This window comes from Streptomyces sp. C10-9-1 (assembly GCF_024497955.1).
GTDB lineage: Bacteria > Actinomycetota > Actinomycetes > Streptomycetales > Streptomycetaceae > Streptomyces > Streptomyces sanyensis.
Genome location: NZ_JANHKP010000006.1, coordinates 318,726 through 339,806, shown reverse-complemented (window position 1 = coordinate 339,806; position 21,081 = coordinate 318,726). Strand labels below are relative to the sequence as shown.

The window sequence follows — 21,081 nt, the reverse complement described above, 5'->3', positions numbered from 1 at the left end:
CCCGCCGGTCGGCGCCCTCGCGGCGGCGACCCGGACCGGTGCCCCGGACCACCGGTCCGGGGCACCGGCGCGTGGCGCCCCGCGGCGCCCCGTACGACCGGCCGCGTCCGCCGCGCGCACCGGCAACCGCCCGCCCGGCCGGCGGACCTGACGCCCCGCGGCCACGCGATTCGGCGGCCCCCGCGGGACGTGGCACGATGCCTGCATGTCCTTGGCACCGACCGGCCTGTTCCGGTACCCGATCGTGCAGGCGCCCATGGCAGGGGGCGCCTCCCGCCCCGAACTGGCCGCCGCCGTGTCCGAGGCGGGCGGCCTCGGCTTCCTCGCCGCGGGGTACAAGGACGCGGAGGCCCTGCGCCGGGAGATCGACCGGGTCCGCCGCCTGACCTCGCGGCCCTTCGGGGTCAACCTCTTCATGCCCCAGCCGGTAGGCGCCGACCGCGCCGCCGTCGGCGCCTACCGCGACCGGCTCGCCGGTGAGGCGGCCCGCTACGGGACGCCCCTCGGGGACCCGGACGGCGGCCGGGACGACGCCTACGAGGCCAAGCTGGCGGTCCTCGCCGAGAACCCCGTCCCGGCGGTCTCCTTCACCTTCGGCTGCCCCGCCCCCGAGGTGCTGGCCGCCTTCGCCTCCGCCGGTACGGTCACGGTGGTCACCGTCACCTCCGTCGAGGAGGCCCGGGCGGCCGAGGCGGCCGGTGCGGCCGCCCTGTGCGTCCAGGGCGCGGAGGCCGGCGGCCACCAGGGCACCCACCGCGACGCCCCGGGCCCCCGGCCCCCCGCGACGCCGCTGGCGGCCCTGCTGCCGCCGGTCCGCGACAGCGTCCGGCTCCCCCTGATCGCCGCCGGCGGACTGATGCGCGGCGCGGACGTCGCCGCCGTTCTCGCGGCCGGCGCGAGCGCCGCCCAGCTGGGCACGGCCTTCCTCGCCTGCCCCGAGTCCGGGGCCCACCCCCTGCACAAGCAGGCGCTCACCGACCCCCGGTTCGCCCGCACCGAGCTGACGCGCGCCTTCTCCGGGCGCCCGGCGCGCGCGCTGGTCAACCGGTTCCTGCACGAGCACGGGCCGCACGCACCGGCCGCCTACCCGGACGTCCACCACCTCACCAGCGGCCTGCGGCGCGCCGCGGCAGCCGCCGGGGACCCCCAGGGCATGGCGCTGTGGGCCGGTCGGGGCCACCTGCTGGCACGCCCGCTGCCCGCCGCCGAACTGGTGCGGACGCTGGCCGAGGAACTGGACGCGGCCGGGACCGCGCCCGGGCGCCACGGCGCGGCCGGGCCCGCCTCGGGGGACCCGGCCGGCGCCCCGGGGGCCGCCGGAGGTGCCCGGTGACCGCTCCCGTCTTCGTCGTCGGCTCCCTCGACGGCGTCCGCCCCGGCACCACCGTGACCCTCGACGGCCCGGAGGGGCGCCACGCCGTCTCCGTCCGCCGTCTGACGCCCGGTGAGGAGGTCGTGCTCACCGACGGGCGGGGCTCCGGCGCGTCCGGGACCGTACTCGCAGCCGAGGGGAAGGACCGCCTCGTGGTCGAGGTGGCCGGCCTTCCGGCCGAACCGGAGCCGGTGCCGCGGATCACCGTGGTCCAGGCGCTGCCCAAGGGCGACCGCGGGGAACTCGCCGTGGAGACGATGACGGAGACCGGGGTGGATGCCGTCGTGCCGTGGGCCGCCGCCCGCTGCATCACCCAGTGGCGCGGCGACCGCGGGGCCAAGTCCCTTGCCAAATGGCGCTCCACGGCACGCGAGGCGGGCAAGCAGGCCCGTCGCCTGCGCTTCCCGGAGATCGCCGAGGCGGCGACGACCAAGCAGGTCGCCGCGCTGCTGGCGCAGGCCGACTTCGCCGCGGTGCTGCACGAGGAGGGGGCCGAGCCCCTGGCCACCGCCGCACTGCCCGCCGAGGGGTCGATCGTGCTGGTGGTCGGCCCCGAAGGCGGCGTCTCCCCGGAGGAGGCCGCGGTCTTCGCCCGGGCGGGGGCCCGGCCGTACCGCCTGGGCCGCAGCGTGCTGCGCACCTCGACGGCCGGTACCGCCGCGGTCGCCCTGCTGCTGGGGAGGACCGGCCGCTGGTCCTGAGAGGGCGCCTGCGGCGGCAGGGCGACATGGCCGCAACTCGCCTTCTCAGCCGGGTTCCGGCATGGGACCATGCCCCGCATGAGGGCGTGGAGGACCGTGGCCGCCGCCGGTGCCTGCGCGGTGGGCCTTGCCGGGACCGCCGCCTGCCAGCCGGTCGGCGGAGGGCTCAATTCCGCTGCCGTGGCCGTCACCACCGACCGCACGGCCACCAGCACACTCGAACGACTCACCTTCGAGGTCGCCTGGTTCAGCTGCCGGGCGCAGGCCCCGACGCCGGCGCCGGGCTCCACGGCGACGGGAGCCCCCGCCGCGGCCACCGTCGACTGCGAGGGGGAGACCGAATCCGGCCAGGAGATCACGCTCGACGGCACGGTGACCGAGGAGCGCGCAGGGGTCTGCGTCCGCGGGGACATGACCGCCCGGATCGCCGGGGAGACCGTCTTCGAGGCCACCATGCTCGGCGACTGCTCGGCGGCGGCGACCGCCTCGCCGGAGCCCTCGCGGCAGCCCGGCGACCGGCCCGTCCCCGGGGCGACCGTCACCGTCACCCGCACGGTCACGGTCACCGCCGAGCCCGCCAAGTGACCCCCGCCCGGTCCGGGCCGTCCCCGGGGGCGGCCGCTCCCCGCGCTGCGCCGATCCGGCCAAGTGATCCGAAGCCCTCCGCACCGGGTGCCGGCGCGCCTAGGGTGAGTCCGTGACGCACCCTGCCTACCTCCGGTTTCCGCATCTGCACGGTGAGTTGATCGCCTTCACCGCCGAGGACGACGTCTGGGTGGCGCCGCTCGACGGCGGCCGGGCGTGGCGTGTCAGCGCCGACAACATGCCCGTGAACCACCCCCGCTTCTCGCCCGACGGCACCCGCATCGCCTGGAGTTCCCACCGGGACGGGGCACCCGAGGTGCACGTCGCACCCGTCGGGGGAGGCCCCGCCGACCGCCTCACGCACTGGGGGAGCATGCGGACCGCGGTCCGCGGCTGGACGCCGGACGGTCGGGTGCTGGCGCTCGCCGCACACGACCAGCCCTCCCTGCGCCGCACCTGGGCACGCGCGGTGCCCCTGGACGGCGGCCCGGCCGAGAGGCTGCCCTTCGGTCCCGTGGGCGACGTCGCCTTCGGCCCGCGCACCCTGCTGCTCTCCGCCGCCATGGGACGCGAGGCCGCCGCCTGGAAGCGCTACCGCGGAGGCACCGCGGGCAAGCTGTGGATCGAGGACGCTGCGGACGGCGGCACCGCCCCCGGCACCACGCCGGAGGGGACGGGGGGCGGCGGGGGCTTCACCCGCGTCCACGAGGAACTCGACGGCAACCTCGAGTACCCGCTCTGGGTCGGCGACCGGATCGCCTTCCTCTCCGACCACGAGGGCGTGGGCGCGCTGTACTCCTCCCGGCCCGACGGGTCCGCGCTGCGCCGGCACACCCCGCTCGGCGGCTTCTACGCACGTCATGCCGCCACCGACGGCACCCGCGTCGTCTACACCGCCGCGGGGGAGCTGTGGATCCTCGACGACCTGGAGGACGCCGCCCCCCGGCGCCTCGCCCCCCGGCTCGGCGGCCAGCGCACCGACCTGCGGCCCTGGACGGTCGGCGCCGAGCACCACCTCGGCGCCGCCGCACCCGACCACACGGGCCGGGGCAGCGCCGTGGAGGTCCGCGGCGGCATCCACTGGGTGACCCACCGGGAGGGCCCCGCCCGGGAGCTCTCCGCCGAACCCGGCGTGCGCGCCCGGATGCCGCGCACCTTCCGGGCGGACGGCGAGGAGCACGTCGTCTGGGTGACCGACGCCGAGGGCGACGACGCGCTGGAGTTCGCCCCGGCCACCGGAAGGCCCGCCGGAGCCACCCCCCGCCGCCTCGCCGCGGGCCGTCTGGGGCGCGTCGTGGAACTCGCCGCGGCACCGGACGGCAGCCGTGCGGCCGTCGCCGCCCACGACGGCCGCGTCCTGCTCGTCGAGCGGGAGTCCGGCGAGGTGCGCGAGGTCGACCGCAGCGAGCACGGCGACGCCGAGGGCCTGTGCTTCTCACCCGACTCCGCCTGGCTCGCCTGGTCCCACGCGGGTCCCGAGCCGCTGCGGCAGATCAAGCTCGCGAGCACCGGCGACCTGACCGTCTGCGAGGCCACCCCGCTGCGCTTCGCCGACTACCAGCCCGCGTTCACCCTCGACGGCAGGCACCTGGCCTTCCTCTCCGAGCGCGCCTTCGACCCCGTCTACGACTCCCATGTCTTCGACCTCGCCTTCGTCGGCGGCTGCCGCCCCCACCTGATCACCCTCGCCGCCTCCACCCCCTCGCCGTTCGGCCCGCAGCGGCACGGCCGCCCCTTCGAGGCCGAGGACGAGGGCGACGGGCCGGACGGCGACGAGCAGTCCGCCCCCGCCACCCGGATCGACCTGGACGGCCTGGCGGACCGGATCGTGCCCTTCCCGGTGGAGGCCGCCCGCTACTCGACCCTGCGCGCGGCCCGGGACGGCCTGCTGTGGCTGCGCCACCCGATGAGCGGAGTCCTCGGCACCACCCGCGCCCACCCCGACGACTCCGGTCCCACCACCGCCCTGGAGCGCTTCGACTTCACGCGGCTGCGGGTGGAGGAACTGTCCGGCGACGCGGGGCGCTTCCGCGTCAGCGGCGACGGCAGGCGCGTGCTGCTGCACACCGACGGGAAGCTGAAGCTGGTCCCCAGCGACCGCCGCGCCTCCCGGGACGAGGACAGCGACACCAACATCACCGTGGACCTCGGCCGGGTGCGCCGCACCGTCGACCCGGCCGCGGAGTGGCGCCAGATGTACGACGAGGCGGGGCGCCTGATGCGGGACCACTTCTGGCGCGAGGACCTCGGCGGTGTCGACTGGGACGGGGTGCTGGAGCGCTACCGGCCCGTCCTCGCGCGGGTGGCCACCCACGACGACCTGGTCGACCTGCTGTACGAGGTGCAGGGTGAGCTCGGCACCTCCCACGCCTACGTCATCCCTCCGGGCGGCCGCGGCGGCCGCGGCTCCCGGCAGGGGCTGCTCGGGGCCGACGTCTCGCGGGACGAGGACGGCTTCTGGCGCATCGACCGCATCCTGCCCTCCGAGACCTCCGACCCGCTCGCCCACTCGCCCCTCGCCGCACCGGGCGTGGCGCTGCGGTCCGGCGACGCCCTGGTCGCCGTCGACGGCAGGCCCGTCGACCCGGTCCGCGGGCCCTGGCCGCTCCTGGTGGGCGCGGCCGGACGTCCCGTGGAACTGACCGTCTCCCCCGCGGGAGGGGGCGACCTGCGCCACGCCGTCGTGGTGCCCATCGCCGACGAGGAGCCGCTGCGCTACCACGCCTGGGTCGCCGACCGGCGCCGCCGTGTCCACGAGCGCTCGGACGGGCGGCTCGGCTACCTCCACGTGCCCGACATGCAGGCACCCGGCTGGGCGCAGATCCACCGCGACCTCAGGGTCGAGGTCGCCCGCGAGGGCCTGATCGTGGACGTGCGGGAGAACCGCGGCGGGCACACCTCCCAGCTGGTGGTGGAGAAGCTCGCCCGCCGCATCGTCGGCTGGGACCTCCCGCGCGGGCGCCGCCCGGTCAGCTACCCGGTGGACGCCCCGCGCGGTCCCGTGGTGGCCGTGGCGAACGAGTTCTCCGGCTCGGACGGCGACATCGTCAACGCGGCCGTCAAGGCCCTCGGCATCGGCCCCGTGGTCGGCACCCGCACCTGGGGCGGCGTGGTCGGCATCGACAGCCGCTACTCGCTGGTCGACGGCACCCTGGTGACCCAGCCCAAGTACGCGATCTGGCTGGAGGGACACGGCTGGGACGTGGAGAACCGCGGCGTCCTGCCCGACGTCGAGGTCGTCCCGACGCCCGCGGACCACGCGGCGGGCCGCGACCCGCAGTTGGACGAAGCGGTCCGGATCGCGCTGGCCGCGCTGGAGGCGTCCCCGGCGAAGACCCCGCCGTCGCTGCCCTGACACCGGGGGAGCCGCCCGGTGGAGCACGGAGCGCGAGCCCACTCGCGCTCCCCGGGCGGCTCCCGGGCGCGCGGCGGCCCGAGGGACGGGCGGATAGCATGCCCTGACACGTGATCGACACCGCGAGGAGGCTCCGCGCACATGGCCGGAGAACCGCAGGCGGACTGCCTGTTCTGCAAGATCGTGGCCGGGGAGGTGCCCGCCACCGTCGTCCGGGAGACCGAGACGACGGTCGCCTTCCGGGACATCAACCCCCAGGCACCCAGCCATGTCCTGGTCATCCCCAAGGCCCACCACCGGGACGCCGCCGCCCTCGCCGCCGAGGCACCGGAGACCGTCGCCGACCTGCTGCGCGAGGCGGGCAGGGTGGCCGCCGACGAGAGGATCGACGAGACGGGCTACCGGGTCGTCTTCAACACCGGTTCCGGGGCGGGGCAGACGGTCTTCCACGCCCACGCCCACGTCCTCGGCGGCCGCGGGCTCGCCTGGCCCCCCGGGTAGCCGGCCGTGTCCGCCCGCGAGCTGGTGGTCCTCGGGACCGCCAGCCAGGTCCCGACCCGGCACCGGAACCACAACGGCTACCTGCTGCGCTGGGACGGCGGCGGCATCCTCTTCGACCCCGGCGAGGGCACCCAGCGCCAGATGCTCCGCGCCGGGGTCTCCGCGCACGACATCGACCGGATCTGCGTCACGCACTTCCACGGCGACCACTCCCTGGGCCTGGCCGGGGTGATCCAGCGGATCAACCTCGACCAGGTCCCGCACCCGGTGTCCGTCCACTTCCCCGAGAGCGGCCGCCACTTCTTCGACCGCCTCCGGTACGCCACCGCCTACCGCGAGACGGCCGTCCTCGACGTGCGCCCCGTCTCCGGCGACGGGCCCGTCGCCGAGTCGCCCGCCTTCACGCTCCACGCCCACCGGCTGTCGCACCCGGTCGAGTCCTTCGGCTACCGGCTGGTCGAGCCGGACGGGCGGCGGATCCTCCCGGAGCGGCTCGCCGCCCACGGGATCCAGGGCCCGGACGTGGGGCGGATCCAGCGCGAGGGCGTGCTGCGCGGGGTGACCCTGGAGGAGGTCAGCGAGGTGCGCCGCGGTCAGCGGTTCGCCTTCGTCATGGACACCCGGCTGTGCGAGGGGGTGCGGACGCTGGCCGAGGGCTGCGACCTGCTCGTCATCGAGTCGACCTTCCTCGACGAGGATCTCCGGCTGGCCACCGAGCACGGCCATCTGACCGCGGGCCAGGCGGGCCGGGCCGCGCACGAGGCGGGGGTCCGCCACCTGGTCCTGACGCACTTCTCGCAGCGCTACACCGACGCCGCCGAGGTCTTCGAGCGGCAGGCCCGCGCGGCGGGCTTCACGGGGGAGGTGACCGTCGCCCAGGACCTGTCGCGCATCCCCGTGCCGCCGAGGAGCTGAGCGGCGCACGCACCGGCCGCCGCGTCCCCGCGCCCGGCACGCGCCGACGCGGCCCCGCCGGGACGGCCCGATCAGGCACACTGGCCCCGACCGCACATGCACGGGAGCGCAGACGGTGACCACACCCGACCCAGACGAGCCGCAGCGGCGGACGGCGTGCCTGGACCCCCTGGCCGCCCTGAGGACCCCCGGCGATCCGGCCTGCGACGTCTACCTCACCGGCACGGTCTTCCTCGACATCGTCTTCACCGGCCTCGACTCGGCGCCGGTCCGCGGCACCGAGTCCTGGGCACGGGGCATGGGGTCGAGTCCCGGAGGGGTGGCCAACATGGCGACCGCCCTCGCCCGGCTCGGCCTGCGCACCTCCCTCGCGGCCGCCTTCGGCGACGACCACTACGGCGAGTACTGCTGGGACGCGCTCGCCCAGGGGGAGGGCATCGACCTCTCGCTCTCGCGTACCGTGCCCGGCTGGCACTCGCCCGTCACCGTCTCCATGGCCTACGAGGGCGAGCGCACCATGGTCTCGCACGGGCACGAGGCCCCGCCGCCCGGGCCGGCCCCCGGGTGCCCGCCGCCGGCCCGGGCCGCGGTGGCCTCCCTCGCCCCCGGCGCGGGCGCCGACTGGATCGCCGCGGCAGCCCGGGGCGGCACCCGGATCTTCGCCGACGTCGGCTGGGACGAGTCCGGCCGCTGGGACCCGGCCGACCTGGCCGACCTCGCGCACTGCGAGGCCTTCCTGCCCAACGCGGAGGAGGCCATGCACTACACCCGCACCGACTGCCCCCGCGCCGCCGCCCACGCCCTCGCCGAACGGGTCCGCCTGGCGGTCGTCACCCTCGGCGCCGAGGGCGCCTACGCCGTGGACGCCGCCACGGGGGAGACCGCCCAGGTCCCCGCGATCGCGGTGGAGGCGCTCGACCCCACGGGCGCGGGGGACGTGTTCGTCGCCGGGTTCGTCACCGGCACCCTGGCGGGCTGGCCGCTGGCCGACCGGCTCGCCTTCGGCGGGCTCACGGCCGCGCTGTCGGTGCAGGAGTTCGGCGGTTCGCTCTCCGCCCCCGGCTGGTGGGAGGTCGCGGCCTGGTGGCAGTCCGTGCAGAGCCTTCCCGGCCAGGACCCCGCCGCCCTGCGCCGCTACTCCTTCCTGGAACGGCTCGTGCCGCCCCCGACGCGCCCCTGGCCCCTGAGGCGCGCCGTCCCCACCATCGGCTTCGGCCGCTCCTCCTGACCCCGCGCGGGCAGGGGCCCCGGCCCTCAGCCGCGCGGCGAGCCCATCGGCGCGCGGACGAGGGTGTCGTCGACGAAGCAGAACCGCCAGTCCTCACCGGGCTGCGCGGACTGGATGATCGGATGCCCGGCCGCCTCGGCGTGCACCCGGGCGTGCCGGTGCGGCGAGTCGTCGCAGCACGCGACGTGGCCGCAGGTGACGCACAGCCGCAGCTGGACCCAGGGGGTGCCCAGCCGCACGCACTCCTCGCACACGGCCGTGTCCGTGCCGGTCACCCGGATCCGGTCCAGATGGGTGCACGAGGTGCTGATGGTCTCCTCGCGGACGTAGGTCCAGTTCGCGCGCAGCAGCCGGTCCGGCATGACGCGGGCCAGGCGGTGGGAGCGTGCCGCGAGCACCGGGCTCACCACCGCCAGGACCAGCACGTAGAGCGCCACGAACGGCCCGATCCGGGCGTCGAGCCCCGCCCCCAGCGCCAGGGTCGCCAGGATCAGCGAGAACTCGCCCCGGCCCAGCACGGTCAGCCCGATGTTGGCCGCCCCCCGCTGGTTGAAGCCGAACAGCCGTGCCGCCACGATCCCCGCCGCGACGTTGCCGACGAGGGTGACGAGCACGGCGATCAGGACCGGTACGACGACCGCGCCCATCTCGCCGACCTCGATGCTCAGCCCGAAGGCCACGAAGAAGACGGTGGCCAGCACGTCCCGCAGCGGCAGCACCAGGCGCTCCAGGCGCTCCTTCAGGCGGGTCCGGGAGATGACCAGGCCGATCATCAGCGCGCCGATCGCATCGGAGACCCCGACCTCCTCCGACACCCCCGCCACCAGCACGGCCAGCCCCACGGTCAGCACGATCAGCAGCTCGTCCTCGCGGTCCCCGACCAGCCAGGCCACCGCGCGGGCCCCGAACCGGGCCACGGCGAAGAGCAGGGCGAGGAACCCGAAGCTGACCGCGACCTCCCCCACGAGCGCCAGCGGGGAGTCGGCGTCCGAGAGCACCGGGGACAGCAGCGCGAGGTAGAAGGCGAGGAACAGGTCCTCGATCACGATGATCCCGAGGATCACCGGGGTCTCCGCGTTGGTCAGCCGGTGCAGCTCGACGAGCAGCTTGGTGACGATCGCCGACGAGGACACTCCGAGCGCCCCGGCGACGACCAGCGCCTCGGCACCGCCCCAGCCCAGTGCGAGCCCGAAGAGGAACCCGGCGCCGACGTTGAGCCCGATGTAGCAGCCCGCGGCGATGAAGAGGCGGCGACCCCCGCCGAGCACCTGTTCCAGGGGGAACTCCACGCCGAGGTGGAACAGCAGCAGCACCAGCCCCAGGGCCGCGAGGAGCCCCAGGTCCTCGGGGTGGGCGATGACGGCCGGCCCCGGGGTGCCCGGGCCGAGGAGGATGCCCACGAGCATGTAGCAGGGGACGGAGGGCAGCCCGACCCGCCGCGCCAGCCGGGCGACCAGGCCCGCGACGAGCACCGCCAGGCCGAGCCCGACGAGGTCCGCGTGCACCGGCAGGACCTCAGCCCTCGAAGTACGTGGACGACAGCACAGCGCCGACCTTGCGCGCCTCCTCGTCGCTCAGCTCGATGACCGCCGCCGGCTCGGATGAACGGTCGTCGAACACATAGAGGTCCCGCATCCCGCCGGCCCGCACGACCACCGAGATCCGCTGGTCGGAACGGCCGAGCTCGATGTCGTACCGCTTGCCCATCCCGGGCAGCTCCTGGACGTGCACTCCCTGGCCCATGGCTCCTCCTCGCGCGGTCCGCTCGACGGACGGGGGCCCGGCCCGGCCCGGGCGGGGCTCATCCCCTCAGGGACAGAATGTCAGGCTGTGCAGGGGTTCGCGTGCCTTGTCGGGGCCGGGAAAAGCCCTCGGTGCACCGGGCCCCAGGCCGTACCCTGGATGGTCCAGAGGTTGTCGATCGGCGAGAACCCTGCAACGGGAGGTATGTGCAGGCCACAGAGCCGGCCCATGACTCAGACACCCACAGCCAAGAACCCGGCGCCTGGGCAGGCGCGAGCCCAGTTCACCGTCCCCGCCAAGCATCCGATGGTGACGGTCCTCGGCTCGGGTGACGCCCTGCTGCGCGTGATCGAGAAGGCCTTCCCGGCGGCCGACATCCATGTCCGGGGCAACGAGGTGAGCGCGGTCGGCGACCCGGCGGAGGTCGCCCTGGTCCAGCGCCTGTTCGACGAGATGATGCTCGTGCTCCGCACCGGGCAGCCGATGACGGAGGACGCAGTGGAACGCTCGATCGCCATGCTCAAGGCGGCCGAGGACGGCACCGGGGAGCCGGGCGCCGAGTCCCCGGCCGAGGTGCTCACCCAGAACATCCTCTCCAGCCGAGGGCGCACCATCCGGCCGAAGACCCTGAACCAGAAGCGGTACGTCGACGCGATCGACAAGCACACCGTCGTCTTCGGGATCGGCCCGGCGGGCACCGGCAAGACCTACCTCGCCATGGCCAAGGCGGTCCAGGCACTCCAGTCCAAGCAGGTCAACCGGATCATCCTGACCCGGCCCGCGGTCGAGGCGGGGGAGCGGCTGGGCTTCCTGCCGGGCACCCTGTACGAGAAGATCGACCCCTATCTGCGGCCGCTGTACGACGCGCTGCACGACATGCTCGACCCCGACTCCATCCCCCGGCTGATGGCGGCCGGCACCATCGAGGTCGCACCGCTCGCCTACATGCGCGGACGAACCCTCAACGACGCCTTCATCATCCTCGACGAGGCCCAGAACACGAACCCCGAGCAGATGAAGATGTTCCTCACCCGGCTCGGCTTCGACTCGAAGATCGTGATCACCGGTGACGTGACGCAGGTGGACCTGCCGAACGGCACCAGGAGCGGGCTGCGCCAGGTGCAGGAGATCCTGGACGGGGTGGAGGACGTGCACTTCTCCCGGCTCACGAGCCAGGATGTCGTACGGCACAGGCTCGTCGGCCGTATCGTCGACGCCTACGAGAAGTACGACAACGGGAAGTAGTCACAGCGCACCATGTCGATCGACGTCAACAACGAGTCCGGCACCGAGGTCGACGAGCAGGCCGTCCTCGACGTGGCCCGCTACGCGCTCGCGCGGATGCGCATCCACCCGCTCTCCGAGCTCTCGGTGATCGTGGTGGACGCCGAGGCCATGGAGCAGCTCCACATCCAGTGGATGGACCTTCCCGGGCCGACCGATGTCATGTCCTTCCCGATGGACGAGCTGCGCCCGCCAGCGAAGGACGACGAGGAGCCCCCGCAGGGGCTCCTCGGCGACATCGTGCTCTGCCCCGAGGTCGCCGAGCGGCAGGGTGCCGATGCGCCGACCCGGCACTCCATGGACGAGGAGCTCCAGCTCCTGACCGTCCACGGGGTGCTGCACCTGCTCGGCTACGACCACGAGGAGCCGGACGAGAAGGCGGAGATGTTCGGCCTCCAGGCCGCCATCGTCGACGGCTGGCGGGCGGAGCGGGGGCTGACCGGCCCCTCGCCGGCCCCGACCGTGTCATGACCGGCCAACTCCTCGCCGGGGCGGTCGCGCTGGTGGTCGTGGCCTGGCTCGCGGCCTGCGCGGAGGCGGGCATCGCCCGGGTCTCCGGGTTCCGGGCCGCGGAGGCGGTGCGCAACGGGCGCCGCGGGGCGGCGCGGCTGGAGCAGGTGGCCGGCGACCCGACCCGCTACCTCAACGTCGCCCTGCTGGTGCGGGTGGCCTGCGAGATGGCGGCGGGTGTCCTCGTCACCTACGTCTGCCTGGAGGAGTTCGAGGAGACCTGGGCGGCGCTGCTCGTCGCGATCGCCGTGATGGTGCTGGTGAGCTACGTGGCCGTCGGGGTCTCCCCGCGCACCATCGGCCGCCAGCACCCGCTGAACACGGCCACGGCGGCGGCGTACGTCCTGCTGCCCCTGGCCAGGATCATGGGCCCGGTCCCGCAGCTGCTGATCCTCCTCGGCAACGCGCTCACTCCCGGCAAGGGCTTCCGCAAGGGGCCCTTCGCCTCGGAGGCCGAACTGCGGGCGCTGGTCGACCTCGCCGAGCAGGAGAGCCTGATCGAGGACGAGGAGCGCCGCATGGTGCACTCGGTCTTCGAGCTGGGGGACACCCTCGTCCGGGAGGTGATGGTGCCGCGCACCGACCTGGTCAGCATCGAGCGGTTCAAGACGGTCCGCCAGGCGCTGACGCTCGCCCTGCGCTCGGGCTTCTCCCGCATCCCCGTCACGGGGGAGAACGAGGACGACGTGGTCGGCGTCGTCTACCTCAAGGACCTGGTCCGCAAGACCCACATCAACCGCGACGCGGAGGCCGACCTCGTCTCGACGGCGATGCGGCCCGCCGTCTTCGTCCCCGACACCAAGAACGCCGGCGACCTGCTCCGCGAGATGCAGCAGAAGCGCAACCACGTCGCCGTGGTCGTCGACGAGTACGGCGGCACGGCCGGGATCGTGACCATCGAGGACATCCTGGAGGAGATCGTCGGGGAGATCACCGACGAGTACGACCGCGAGCTGCCGCCCGTCGAGGACCTCGGCGAGGGCCGCTTCCGGGTGACGGCGCGCCTGGACATCGGCGATCTGGGCGAGCTGTACGGGCTGGGCGCCGACGAGTTGGACGACGAGGACGTGGAGACGGTCGGCGGCCTGCTGGCCAAGGCCCTCGGCCGGGTCCCGATCGCCGGTGCCGGTGCGGAGGTGGACCTGCCGGACGGGCGCTCGCTGCGGCTCACGGCCGAGTCGCCCGCCGGGCGCCGGAACAAGATCGTCACGGTGCTCGCCGAACCGGTGGACAAGCCCGAGGGCGACGAGGCGAGCGGATGAGGGCCGCGGGGCTGCGGGCGCTGTGCCTGTCCTTCGCGGCGGCCACCGAGGAGTTCCCGTTCGGCCCGGAGACCTCCGTGTTCAAGGTCGGCGGGAAGATGTTCGCCCTCGCGGCGCTGGAGGCCCGGCCGCTGAAGGCCAACCTCAAGTGCGACCCGGAGGACGCGGTCCGGCTCAGGGCCGCGCACCCGGAGGCCGTCGTCCCCGGGTGGCACATGAACAAGCGCCACTGGAACACGGTCACGGTGTCCGCGCTGCCCGAGCGGCTCGTGCGCGAACTGGTGGAGGACTCCTACGACTTGGTCGTGGCCGGGCTGCCCCGTGCCGAGCGCCTGCGGCTGGACCGCCCCTAGCGCCGGGGAACACGTCCGGCCGCCCCGCCTCGGGCGGCGAACTGGTGTTCGGGGATGCTGTGTATCCTCGGTGGTCGCCCGAGGGGAGGGGCCTCCCCGCGGTCCTTCGCATCCTGGGGAGAACCATGTCCGTGCGTGTCCGCCGCGGCGCCGCCGCTCTGCTCGCCGCGTCCGTCCTGTGCCTCACCGTCGCCTGCGGTGGCGGTGGCGGTGGCGGGGAGGAGAAGCCCGCCGCCGACGCGCCCGCCGCCGAGCCGCTGACGGCGGAGCAGATGGCGGCGGCCGTCCTGGTCCTCGAGGACCTGCCCTCCGGCTGGGCGGAGACGACCGCGCCGACCTCCGGGGATCTGCCCCCGAGGGCCGCCGAGCCCGAGTGCCAGCCGCTCGCCGACATGATGGGCGGCACGGTGGGCGGTGCCGAGGCCGGAGGCAGCGCCGACTTCCAGCAGGACGGGGGCAGGACGGAGCTGACCCAGCAGGTCTTCACGTTCCCCGGCACCGGTGCCGCCGACCGGGTGGCGGCGATCGGCGAGGCGGTGGAGGCGTGCCCCGCCGTGAACTTCACCGTGGAGGGCAGCGAGGTGCCGGTGAAGATCGCGCGCACGGACGCGCCGAAGATCGGTGAGAGCTCGGAGTCCTTCGCGATGACCCTCGCCTTCGCTCCCGGCGTCGAGGTGACGGCCGACCTGGTCGTCGCCCAGGAGGGCACCGGCTTCACCCGCGTCGCCTTCGTCAACGACGGTGGCGCCGAGGCCGGGAAGACCCACACCGACCTCGTCACCCGCGTCGGCGACAGGTTCGTCGAGGGCGTCCGGGGCTGACCGCCCTCCGGCCCCGGGGCGGCCTTCGCGGCCCCTCCGGGGCCGATCTATGCTCGCTCCATGACGCAGAGCCCCGAACCCGGCCCCGAGGACCGCAAGATCATCACGCTGGCCCGCAGCGCCCGGGCCCGCAACGGCGTCCCCGAGGGCGCCGCCGTCCGCGACGAGACCGGTCGCACCTATGTCGCCGGGACGGTGGCCCTGGCCTCGCTCCGGCTCAGCGCCCTGAGGACGGCCGTGGCCATGGCGGTCGCGAGCGGTGCCACGTCCCTGGAGGCGGCCGCGGTCGTCTCCGCCGCGGAGGCGCCGGCCGAGGACGACCTCGCGGCCGTCCGGGAGCTCGGGGGCCCCGGGACGCCGGTGTTCCTCGCCGGTCCCGACGGCGGGCTGAGGTCCCGGGTGGAGGCCGGCTGAGGCCCGGATGCGGGGCCCGCTCCCGGCGCCGGCCGGGCGCGGCGCCCCGCCCCGCCGGGCACGGCGTACCGGAGGGCCTCCGGCATCAGGGAGAATGGGCGTCATGAGCGCTCGTACCCAGTCCTCCGAAACCGTCCACCGGGCCGGTTTCGCCTGCTTCGTCGGCCGACCCAACGCGGGCAAGTCCACCCTCACGAACGCTCTGGTCGGCCAGAAGGTGGCCATCACCTCCAACCGGCCGCAGACCACGCGGCACACCGTGCGGGGCATCGTCCACCGCCCCGACGCCCAGCTGATCCTGGTGGACACCCCGGGGCTGCACAAGCCGCGCACGCTGCTCGGCGAGCGGCTCAACGACGTGGTGCGGACCACCTGGGCGGAGGTCGACGTGATCGGCTTCTGCCTGCCCGCCGACCAGAAGCTCGGACCGGGCGACCGGTTCATCGCCAAGGAGCTCGCCGGGATCCGCAAGACGCCCAAGGTGGCGGTGGTCACCAAGACCGACCTGGTGGACTCCAAGGCGCTCGCCGAGCAGCTGATCGCCGTCGACCGGCTGGGCAAGGAGCTGGGCATCGAGTGGGCGGAGATCATCCCGGTGTCGGCGGTCGGCGACCGGCAGGTCGGCCTGCTGGCCGACCTGCTGGTCCCGCTGCTTCCCGAGGGCCCGGCGCTCTACCCGGAGGGCGACCTCACCGACGAGCCGGAGCAGGTGATGGTCGCCGAGCTGATCCGTGAGGCGGCGCTGGAGGGCGTGCGCGACGAGCTGCCCCACTCGATCGCCGTGGTGGTCGAGGAGATGCTGCCCCGCGAGGACCGCCCGGCGGACCGCCCGCTGCTGGACATCCATGCCAACGTCTACATCGAGCGGCCCAGCCAGAAGGGCATCATCATCGGCCCCAAGGGTGCGCGCCTGAAGGAGGTCGGCATGAAGTCGCGCCGCCACATCGAGGCGCTGCTGGGCACCCCGGTCTACCTCGACCTCCATGTGAAGGTCGCCAAGGACTGGCAGCGCGACCCGAAGCAGTTGCGCCGGCTCGGCTTCTGACGGCTCCCCGGCGGCCCCGCGCGCGCGGGGCCCCGCGCCCCACCGTGCTCCCGCGCCGGCGGGGCCTGCCCGCGGGCACCCGGGACGGCCTCCCGCCGCCCCGTGACCGGCTCTCCGGCCCGGGGCGCCGGCGGGCTCAGGCGCCCTCGCCCAGGACGAGCGCGACCAGCTCCCGCTGGGCCGCCGACAGCAGGGGGTCGGCGCAGTGCGCCGTCCGCCCGTCGACGGTGATCCGGTAGGCGAAGCCGTCCGGGACGCCCGGGGGCGGTGTCCCGTGCCCGTCCGACACGGCCCGCTCGGCGAGCGCCCGCAGCCCTGCCGCGTCCTCCCGCGCCGAGGTGTCGACCTCGCCCCGCCGCTCGATGCCGGCGAATCCTCCGCTGCGCCGTACCTCGATCCTCATCGCGCCCCTCCCGTGGTGGCCGGCCCGGTTTCCCGGGACGGCTCCATGGTGGCCGCAACGGGCGCCCGGCGGGCCCCGGGTGCGGGAGTGCCCCGGCCCCCTGCGGCGCCGGGTGGCCGGGCTTCGCTCCCGTGACGGGCGGGCCCGGGCGGCCCCGGCCGGTTCGGGGGCGGCGGACGGGTGCCGATTCAGGACAGGTTGAAGGGCCGGGGACGGTCCTGACACCGGTGCGATCAGGGACCCTCCGAGTCAAGGCCCGTCTTTCGGCCGGGCGTTCGATCGGCGGCGTGTTTGCCGAACCACCATCCGGATAGCGTCAGCTCGGTCGTGCTGCACCCCTCCGCTGCGCCCAGGGGCGCTCCATGTGGGGAACCAGACATGTTTCGTACATTGCAGTGGACTGTCAAGTCCACTGTGTTGCACTAGGGTGAAGAGTGCGCGGTCCGGCGTGGCGTCTACCGACGGGGGGACAAGGTGGCGATACAGCAGAGGGCGGAACGGACGAGACTGGCGATTCTGACGGCCGCGGCGCGGGTGTTCGACTCGCTCGGCTACGAGCGGGCCTCGCTCGCGCGGATCAGCGCCGAGGCGCAGGTGACCACCGGGGCGCTGGTGTTCCACTTCGCGACCAAGGCGGACCTTGCGGCCGCCGTCCGGGAGCGGGCGCGCGCGGTCACGGGCGTCACGGTCGAGACGGCCTGCCTGTCCGGCGGCACGGCGGTCGAGAAGCTGGTGTCCGCGACCCGGGCCCTGGTCCGGCTGCTGGAGACGGACTGCGTGGCCCGTGCGGGGGAGCGCCTGGCCCGGGAGTTACAGCCCGCCGGATCGCCGGTGACCCTGGAGTGCCCTTGGCGGCGCGAGGTGGCACGGCTGGTCCGGCGTGCGGGGGACGAGGGCGCGCTGCACCCCGGTGTCGACGGCACGGTGGTGGCGGCCCTGATCGGCTATGTCGTCCAGGGAGTGGAACTCGCCATGAGGGCGCCCGCGTCGCCGGACGGGGAGCCCTGGCCGGACGAGATCGGCTCGTTCCACGGTTCCGCCGCCGAACGGCTGGAGCGCATCTGGGAGTTGATCCTGCCGGGCCTGGTGCCGCCGGGCCCGGCGGGCCTGCCGCGCCGGGGGGTGCCGTCCGTGCGCGCCCGCGAAACCGCCCCGGCGCCCGCCTCCTGACCTCCCGTCCGGGCGCTCCCCGGCAGAGCGGCGCGGGCCGTCGGCGGTTGCTCAGCCGGGCGGGATGAGCCGTCGGGCGAGGCCTGTCAGCGAGGAGGCGATCCGGTCCCGTGAGAGCCCCATCCCGTGGCGCTGGAAGCGGAAGAGCTCCGGTGCCAGGGGGCTGAGGACGATGTCGATGAGGGCGTCCGGATCGGAGACCCGGCCCTCCACCAGCAGGGTGCGCACATGCACCCGCCAGAAGCCGTAGGCGCCGGTCGTGTACCGGTCGGGCCCCACCTCCGCGCCGAGCGCCAGCGGCAGGTGGCGCTCCAGCAGGTCGAGCATGGCGAGGTAGAAGGCCGAGAGCCGCTCGGCCGGGGGCGCTCCGGGGCCGAGCGGCGGGGGGCCGTAGATGAGCTGGCCCTGGAGCCGGCGTTCGTGCTCGTCCAGCAGGGCCACCGCGACCGAGGACGGGTCGGGGAAGCTCCGGTACAGCGTCGCCCGGCCCACGCCCGCGGCCTTGGCGATCCGGTCCATGGTGATCGTGCGGGGGTCGTGCTCCGTGAAGAGCTGCTCGGCGGCAGCCAGGATCTGCGCGCGGTTGCGCACCGCGTCCGCCCGCCGCCGGGGTGTGGCCGGGTTGTCCTGCGGGGCCTGCAGGTCGCCCAGGGGGCCGCCGACGCGGTGTACGGAGGCGGACGGGCGCCCACGCTGCTCGTCGCTCATGAGCCGACCCTACTTCCCCTCCCGTTAAATGGACATCTTGTCCGCTTGGGCCGCTGCATGCCATGCTAAGCGGACACAGAGTCCACTTACCCCCTCCCTCCTGTCCCCACCCACCCGCTCCAGGGAGATCCAGATGCACACCGCGCTCCTCGCCGCGGCCCTCCTGGTCGGCTGTCTGCTGGCCGTCCAGGCCTCGGTGAACCTCCAGCTCAACTCGGCAGTCGGCACCCCGTACGGCGCCTCGACGATCCAGCTCGGCGTGGCGACCGGGCTGCTGCTGGTCCTCGCCGTCGGCGCGGGCGCCCTCGGCGCCCTCGGCAAGCTGCCGGACGTGGAGCCCTGGCAGCTCCTCGGCGGGCTCGCGAGCCCGCTCTACATCACCAGCGGCATCCTGCTGTTCCCCCGCCTCGGCGCCCTCGCCGCCGTCGGGCTCTTCGTCACCGGCCAGATGTTCGCCTCGCTGGCGCTGGACCTGTTCGGCCTGCTCGGTCTCGCCCGGAAGGACCTGAGCGTCGGCATCGTGGCCGGGGCCCTGGCCGTGCTGGTCGGCATCGTCGTGATCATCAGGGGCCAGAAGGCCGCCGCGCCCGCCGGGGCGCCCAGGATGTCCCCCGTGGGGCGGGTCGGCTGGCTCGGGCTGGGCATCCTCGCCGGCGCCGTGCTCCCGGTGCAGGGCGCGGTCAACGCGCAGCTGCGCGCCCGGCTCGACGAGCCCATCACCGTCGCCGTGATCAGCTTCGCCGTGGCCACCCTGACCATCGCCGTGGTGCTCCTGGTCCTCTACGCCACCCGGCGCACGCCCAGGCCGAAGATCGCCCCGCTCAGGAAGATGCCCTGGTGGGGCTGGCTGGGCGGGGCCTGCGCCGCCGCCTACGTCACCGGCACCTTCCTGCTGATGCCGTCCATCGGCGCCGCCGTGACCATCGCGCTCACGGTCACCGGCCAGCAGCTCACCTCGGCGCTCATCGACCACCGCGGCCTCTTCCGCCTGCCGCGGCGCACGCTCACCGCACCCCGTCTGACCGGCCTCGCCCTGCTCGTCGCCGGCTCCCTCACCATCCAGCTCGTCTGACGTACCGGACCGACCGCGACCCACCGGAGTACGCCATGAAAGCGCCCTACACCGCCGGGCCGGACATCCACGTCCTGCCGTCCGTGCTGCCGATACCCGGGCTGGGCGACCAGCCGGTCCACGCCTTCCTCGTCCGCGGGGCCGAGCCCCTGCTCGTGGACACGGGCATGCCCGTCGACCGGGAGGAGTTCCTGGACGCCCTCCGGTCGCTGATCGACCCCGCCGACCTGCGGTGGATCGCGGTCACCCACGACGACCGCGACCACACCGGCGCGCTGCGGTCCCTCCTGCGGGCGGCGCCGCAGGCGAAGGTCGTCGCCAACGCCATATCCGTCACCCGAATTTCCGAGGAATTTACCATTCCTGGAGAACGTGTTGTGACGGCCAACCCCGGAAGCCGGATCAAGCTCGCCGACCGTGAGCTGAGTTTCCACCGGCCGCCCACCTTCGATTCACCCGGAACGCTCGCCCTGTTCGACCACTCGGACGGCACGCTCTACAGTTCCGACAGCTTCGGAACGGTGCTGGAGGAAATCGGCCATGATTTCTCCGAGGTGGCCGAGAAGGAATTCTTCGAGGGCTTCGACGTCCTCAACCGGGCCATAGCGCCGTGGACCGCGATCGTCGACGAGGAGCGGTTCGCCGCCCGGCTGCGCCCCCTGGCGGGGCTGCGCCCCGAGCGCCTGCTGAGCGCGCACGGACCCACCGTGCGCGGCGCGGCCGTCGAGCGGCTCTTCGAGGCGATGGCCCGCATCCCCTCGCTGCCCGCCTGGCTCCCCGGGGCCGACCTCGACCTGGAGGCCGCGCTCGACGCCCACGAGGCGGCCGGCGGGCGCTAGACCGAGCCGCCTCCCTCCCGACTCCGCCCGCACCGAGGCGGACCCCCCCCGCACGCACCGAACCCGAGGAGTACGCCATGCCCGACGCCCCCCGCACCGAACTGGCCCCGCCGCGCGGTGTGATCACGGTCTTCTCCGACATCTGGTGCTCCTTCGCACACATCGCGATCCACCGGCTGCACGCCACCCGCACCCGCCTCGGCCTGGACGAGCAGGTCGCCTTCGACCTGCGGGCCTTCCCCCTCGAACTGCTCAACGACGCGCCCAGCCCCCGCCCCGGCACGGACAGCGAGGTGGCCCGGATGGCCTCCCTGGAGCCGGGCGCCGGCTGGCAGTTGTGGCAGGCCAAGGACTGGCTGTACCCCTCCACGACCCTGCCCGCGCTGGAGGCCGTCCTCGCGGCCAAGGAGCAGAGCCTGAACGCCTCGGAGCAGCTCGACCTCGGTCTGCGCCGGGCCTTCTGGGCCGAGTCCCGCTGCATCAGCCACCGCAAGGTCATCGTGGACGTCGCCAGGGACACCGAGGCGGTGGACGTCGACGCGCTGGTCGAGGCGCTGGACGACGGCCGGGCCCGCAGGGCCCTGGCGGACCAGGCCCGCGTCTCGGCCACGGAGCGGGTCGACTGCAGTCCGCACCTGTTCCTGCCCGACGGGTCCGACCACCCCAACCCCGGCATCGAGGTGGGCTGGGAGGGCTCCTACGGCATCGGCTGGCCCGTGATCCACTCCGACGACCCGAAGGTGTACGAGGACCTCCTCCTCCAGGCCGCCACCGAATAGGCGCGCACCGCCGCCGGACGG

At 74.6% G+C, this 21,081-nt stretch carries 22 protein-coding genes; 18 read left to right on the top strand and 4 right to left on the bottom strand.

Going from position 1 to position 21,081, the window contains the following annotated elements:
• Positions 1 to 205 precede the first annotated feature (205 nt).
• The 7 genes from NPS70_RS11300 (at position 206) to NPS70_RS11270 (ending at position 8,657) form a co-directional block, all read left to right on the top strand.
• Positions 206 to 1,333, top strand: a complete 1,128-nt coding sequence (locus NPS70_RS11300; protein ID WP_256524011.1) for a nitronate monooxygenase — start codon at positions 206 to 208, stop codon at positions 1,331 to 1,333.
• Complete coding sequence (locus NPS70_RS11295) at positions 1,330 to 2,073, top strand: 16S rRNA (uracil(1498)-N(3))-methyltransferase (protein ID WP_256524010.1); 744 nt, start codon at positions 1,330 to 1,332, stop codon at positions 2,071 to 2,073. Before NPS70_RS11300 ends, NPS70_RS11295 begins: the two co-directional genes overlap by 4 nt.
• Positions 2,074 to 2,151: 78 nt before the next feature.
• Positions 2,152 to 2,658: a hypothetical protein gene (locus NPS70_RS11290; RefSeq protein ID WP_308315000.1), complete on the top strand. Its 507-nt coding sequence runs from the start codon at positions 2,152 to 2,154 to the stop codon at positions 2,656 to 2,658.
• 112 nt (positions 2,659 to 2,770) lie between these two features.
• Positions 2,771 to 6,013 carry a S41 family peptidase gene (locus tag NPS70_RS11285; protein ID WP_256524008.1) on the top strand — a complete coding sequence of 1,081 codons (3,243 nt, stop codon included), beginning with the start codon at positions 2,771 to 2,773 and terminating at the stop codon, positions 6,011 to 6,013.
• Between the two features lie 141 nt (positions 6,014 to 6,154).
• The gene (locus NPS70_RS11280; RefSeq protein ID WP_256524007.1) at positions 6,155 to 6,514 is read left to right on the top strand and encodes a histidine triad nucleotide-binding protein; all 360 of its coding nucleotides are present in this window, start codon (positions 6,155 to 6,157) and stop codon (positions 6,512 to 6,514) included.
• Between the two features lie 6 nt (positions 6,515 to 6,520).
• The gene (locus NPS70_RS11275) at positions 6,521 to 7,429 is read left to right on the top strand and encodes a ribonuclease Z (protein ID WP_256524006.1); all 909 of its coding nucleotides are present in this window, start codon (positions 6,521 to 6,523) and stop codon (positions 7,427 to 7,429) included.
• Between the two features lie 115 nt (positions 7,430 to 7,544).
• Entirely contained in the window at positions 7,545 to 8,657 is a 1,113-nt protein-coding gene (locus NPS70_RS11270; RefSeq protein ID WP_256524005.1) for a PfkB family carbohydrate kinase, read from the top strand.
• Between the two features lie 26 nt (positions 8,658 to 8,683).
• On the opposite strand, the gene NPS70_RS11265 is transcribed toward NPS70_RS11270, so the two are convergent.
• Positions 8,684 to 10,162 carry a cation:proton antiporter gene (locus NPS70_RS11265; protein ID WP_256524004.1) on the bottom strand — a complete coding sequence of 493 codons (1,479 nt, stop codon included), beginning with the start codon at positions 10,160 to 10,162 and terminating at the stop codon, positions 8,684 to 8,686.
• Between the two features lie 10 nt (positions 10,163 to 10,172).
• A complete protein-coding gene (locus NPS70_RS11260; RefSeq protein ID WP_256524003.1) occupies positions 10,173 to 10,400 on the bottom strand; it encodes a potassium transporter TrkA in 228 nt (75 codons plus the stop codon).
• A gap of 228 nt (positions 10,401 to 10,628) precedes the next feature.
• On the opposite strand from NPS70_RS11260, the gene NPS70_RS11255 reads away from it, so the two are divergent.
• From NPS70_RS11255 to era, 7 genes are all read left to right on the top strand, one after another.
• Complete coding sequence (locus tag NPS70_RS11255; RefSeq protein ID WP_256524002.1) at positions 10,629 to 11,645, top strand: PhoH family protein; 1,017 nt, start codon at positions 10,629 to 10,631, stop codon at positions 11,643 to 11,645.
• A gap of 12 nt (positions 11,646 to 11,657) precedes the next feature.
• Positions 11,658 to 12,155 (top strand): rRNA maturation RNase YbeY, encoded by a 498-nt coding sequence (gene ybeY, locus NPS70_RS11250; RefSeq protein WP_256524001.1) that lies wholly within the window; start codon positions 11,658 to 11,660, stop codon positions 12,153 to 12,155.
• Positions 12,152 to 13,456: a hemolysin family protein gene (locus NPS70_RS11245; RefSeq protein WP_256524000.1), complete on the top strand. Its 1,305-nt coding sequence runs from the start codon at positions 12,152 to 12,154 to the stop codon at positions 13,454 to 13,456. The genes ybeY and NPS70_RS11245 overlap by 4 nt, the downstream gene beginning before the upstream one ends.
• Positions 13,453 to 13,809, top strand: coding sequence for an MmcQ/YjbR family DNA-binding protein (locus NPS70_RS11240; protein ID WP_256523999.1), 357 nt, complete (start codon positions 13,453 to 13,455; stop codon positions 13,807 to 13,809). Before NPS70_RS11245 ends, NPS70_RS11240 begins: the two co-directional genes overlap by 4 nt.
• A 125-nt stretch (positions 13,810 to 13,934) precedes the next feature.
• Entirely contained in the window at positions 13,935 to 14,630 is a 696-nt protein-coding gene (locus tag NPS70_RS11235) for a hypothetical protein (protein WP_256523998.1), read from the top strand.
• A gap of 60 nt (positions 14,631 to 14,690) precedes the next feature.
• A complete protein-coding gene (locus NPS70_RS11230) occupies positions 14,691 to 15,044 on the top strand; it encodes a cytidine deaminase (RefSeq protein ID WP_256523997.1) in 354 nt (117 codons plus the stop codon).
• Positions 15,045 to 15,138: 94 nt separating this feature from the next.
• Complete coding sequence (gene era / locus NPS70_RS11225) at positions 15,139 to 16,089, top strand: GTPase Era (RefSeq protein WP_256523996.1); 951 nt, start codon at positions 15,139 to 15,141, stop codon at positions 16,087 to 16,089.
• A gap of 136 nt (positions 16,090 to 16,225) precedes the next feature.
• On the opposite strand, the gene NPS70_RS11220 is transcribed toward era, so the two are convergent.
• Positions 16,226 to 16,492 carry a protealysin inhibitor emfourin gene (locus tag NPS70_RS11220; protein ID WP_256523995.1) on the bottom strand — a complete coding sequence of 89 codons (267 nt, stop codon included), beginning with the start codon at positions 16,490 to 16,492 and terminating at the stop codon, positions 16,226 to 16,228.
• Between the two features lie 474 nt (positions 16,493 to 16,966).
• On the opposite strand from NPS70_RS11220, the gene NPS70_RS11215 reads away from it, so the two are divergent.
• Positions 16,967 to 17,662 (top strand): TetR family transcriptional regulator, encoded by a 696-nt coding sequence (locus tag NPS70_RS11215; RefSeq protein ID WP_256523994.1) that lies wholly within the window; start codon positions 16,967 to 16,969, stop codon positions 17,660 to 17,662.
• A 51-nt stretch (positions 17,663 to 17,713) separates the two neighbouring features.
• On the opposite strand, the gene NPS70_RS11210 is transcribed toward NPS70_RS11215, so the two are convergent.
• Complete coding sequence (locus NPS70_RS11210; RefSeq protein ID WP_256523993.1) at positions 17,714 to 18,370, bottom strand: TetR/AcrR family transcriptional regulator; 657 nt, start codon at positions 18,368 to 18,370, stop codon at positions 17,714 to 17,716.
• A gap of 133 nt (positions 18,371 to 18,503) precedes the next feature.
• On the opposite strand from NPS70_RS11210, the gene NPS70_RS11205 reads away from it, so the two are divergent.
• The 3 genes from NPS70_RS11205 to NPS70_RS11195 all read left to right on the top strand — a co-directional run bounded on the left by NPS70_RS11205 (position 18,504) and on the right by NPS70_RS11195 (position 21,060).
• A complete protein-coding gene (locus tag NPS70_RS11205) occupies positions 18,504 to 19,442 on the top strand; it encodes a DMT family transporter (RefSeq protein WP_256523992.1) in 939 nt (312 codons plus the stop codon).
• Between the two features lie 35 nt (positions 19,443 to 19,477).
• A complete protein-coding gene (locus NPS70_RS11200; protein ID WP_256523991.1) occupies positions 19,478 to 20,281 on the top strand; it encodes an MBL fold metallo-hydrolase in 804 nt (267 codons plus the stop codon).
• A 77-nt stretch (positions 20,282 to 20,358) separates the two neighbouring features.
• Positions 20,359 to 21,060 carry a DsbA family protein gene (locus tag NPS70_RS11195; protein WP_256523990.1) on the top strand — a complete coding sequence of 234 codons (702 nt, stop codon included), beginning with the start codon at positions 20,359 to 20,361 and terminating at the stop codon, positions 21,058 to 21,060.
• The last annotated feature ends 21 nt before the right edge of the window (positions 21,061 to 21,081 follow it).

Bases quoted from the DNA above. Each gene is read 5' to 3' on its own strand.
- NPS70_RS11300 (WP_256524011.1), top strand. From the start codon at position 206: ATGTCCTTGGCACCGACCGGCCTGTTCCGGTACCCGATCGTGCAGGCG.
- NPS70_RS11290 (WP_308315000.1), top strand. From the start codon at position 2,152: ATGAGGGCGTGGAGGACCGTGGCCGCCGCCGGTGCCTGCGCGGTGGGC.
- NPS70_RS11280 (WP_256524007.1), top strand. From the start codon at position 6,155: ATGGCCGGAGAACCGCAGGCGGACTGCCTGTTCTGCAAGATCGTGGCC.
- NPS70_RS11260 (WP_256524003.1), bottom strand. From the start codon at position 10,400: ATGGGCCAGGGAGTGCACGTCCAGGAGCTGCCCGGGATGGGCAAGCGG.
- NPS70_RS11255 (WP_256524002.1), top strand. From the start codon at position 10,629: ATGACTCAGACACCCACAGCCAAGAACCCGGCGCCTGGGCAGGCGCGA.
- ybeY (WP_256524001.1), top strand. From the start codon at position 11,658: ATGTCGATCGACGTCAACAACGAGTCCGGCACCGAGGTCGACGAGCAG.
- NPS70_RS11245 (WP_256524000.1), top strand. From the start codon at position 12,152: ATGACCGGCCAACTCCTCGCCGGGGCGGTCGCGCTGGTGGTCGTGGCC.
- NPS70_RS11240 (WP_256523999.1), top strand. From the start codon at position 13,453: ATGAGGGCCGCGGGGCTGCGGGCGCTGTGCCTGTCCTTCGCGGCGGCC.
- NPS70_RS11235 (WP_256523998.1), top strand. From the start codon at position 13,935: ATGTCCGTGCGTGTCCGCCGCGGCGCCGCCGCTCTGCTCGCCGCGTCC.
- NPS70_RS11230 (WP_256523997.1), top strand. From the start codon at position 14,691: ATGACGCAGAGCCCCGAACCCGGCCCCGAGGACCGCAAGATCATCACG.
- era (WP_256523996.1), top strand. From the start codon at position 15,139: ATGGGCGTCATGAGCGCTCGTACCCAGTCCTCCGAAACCGTCCACCGG.
- NPS70_RS11220 (WP_256523995.1), bottom strand. From the start codon at position 16,492: ATGAGGATCGAGGTACGGCGCAGCGGAGGATTCGCCGGCATCGAGCGG.
- NPS70_RS11210 (WP_256523993.1), bottom strand. From the start codon at position 18,370: ATGAGCGACGAGCAGCGTGGGCGCCCGTCCGCCTCCGTACACCGCGTC.
- NPS70_RS11205 (WP_256523992.1), top strand. From the start codon at position 18,504: ATGCACACCGCGCTCCTCGCCGCGGCCCTCCTGGTCGGCTGTCTGCTG.
- NPS70_RS11200 (WP_256523991.1), top strand. From the start codon at position 19,478: ATGAAAGCGCCCTACACCGCCGGGCCGGACATCCACGTCCTGCCGTCC.
- NPS70_RS11195 (WP_256523990.1), top strand. From the start codon at position 20,359: ATGCCCGACGCCCCCCGCACCGAACTGGCCCCGCCGCGCGGTGTGATC.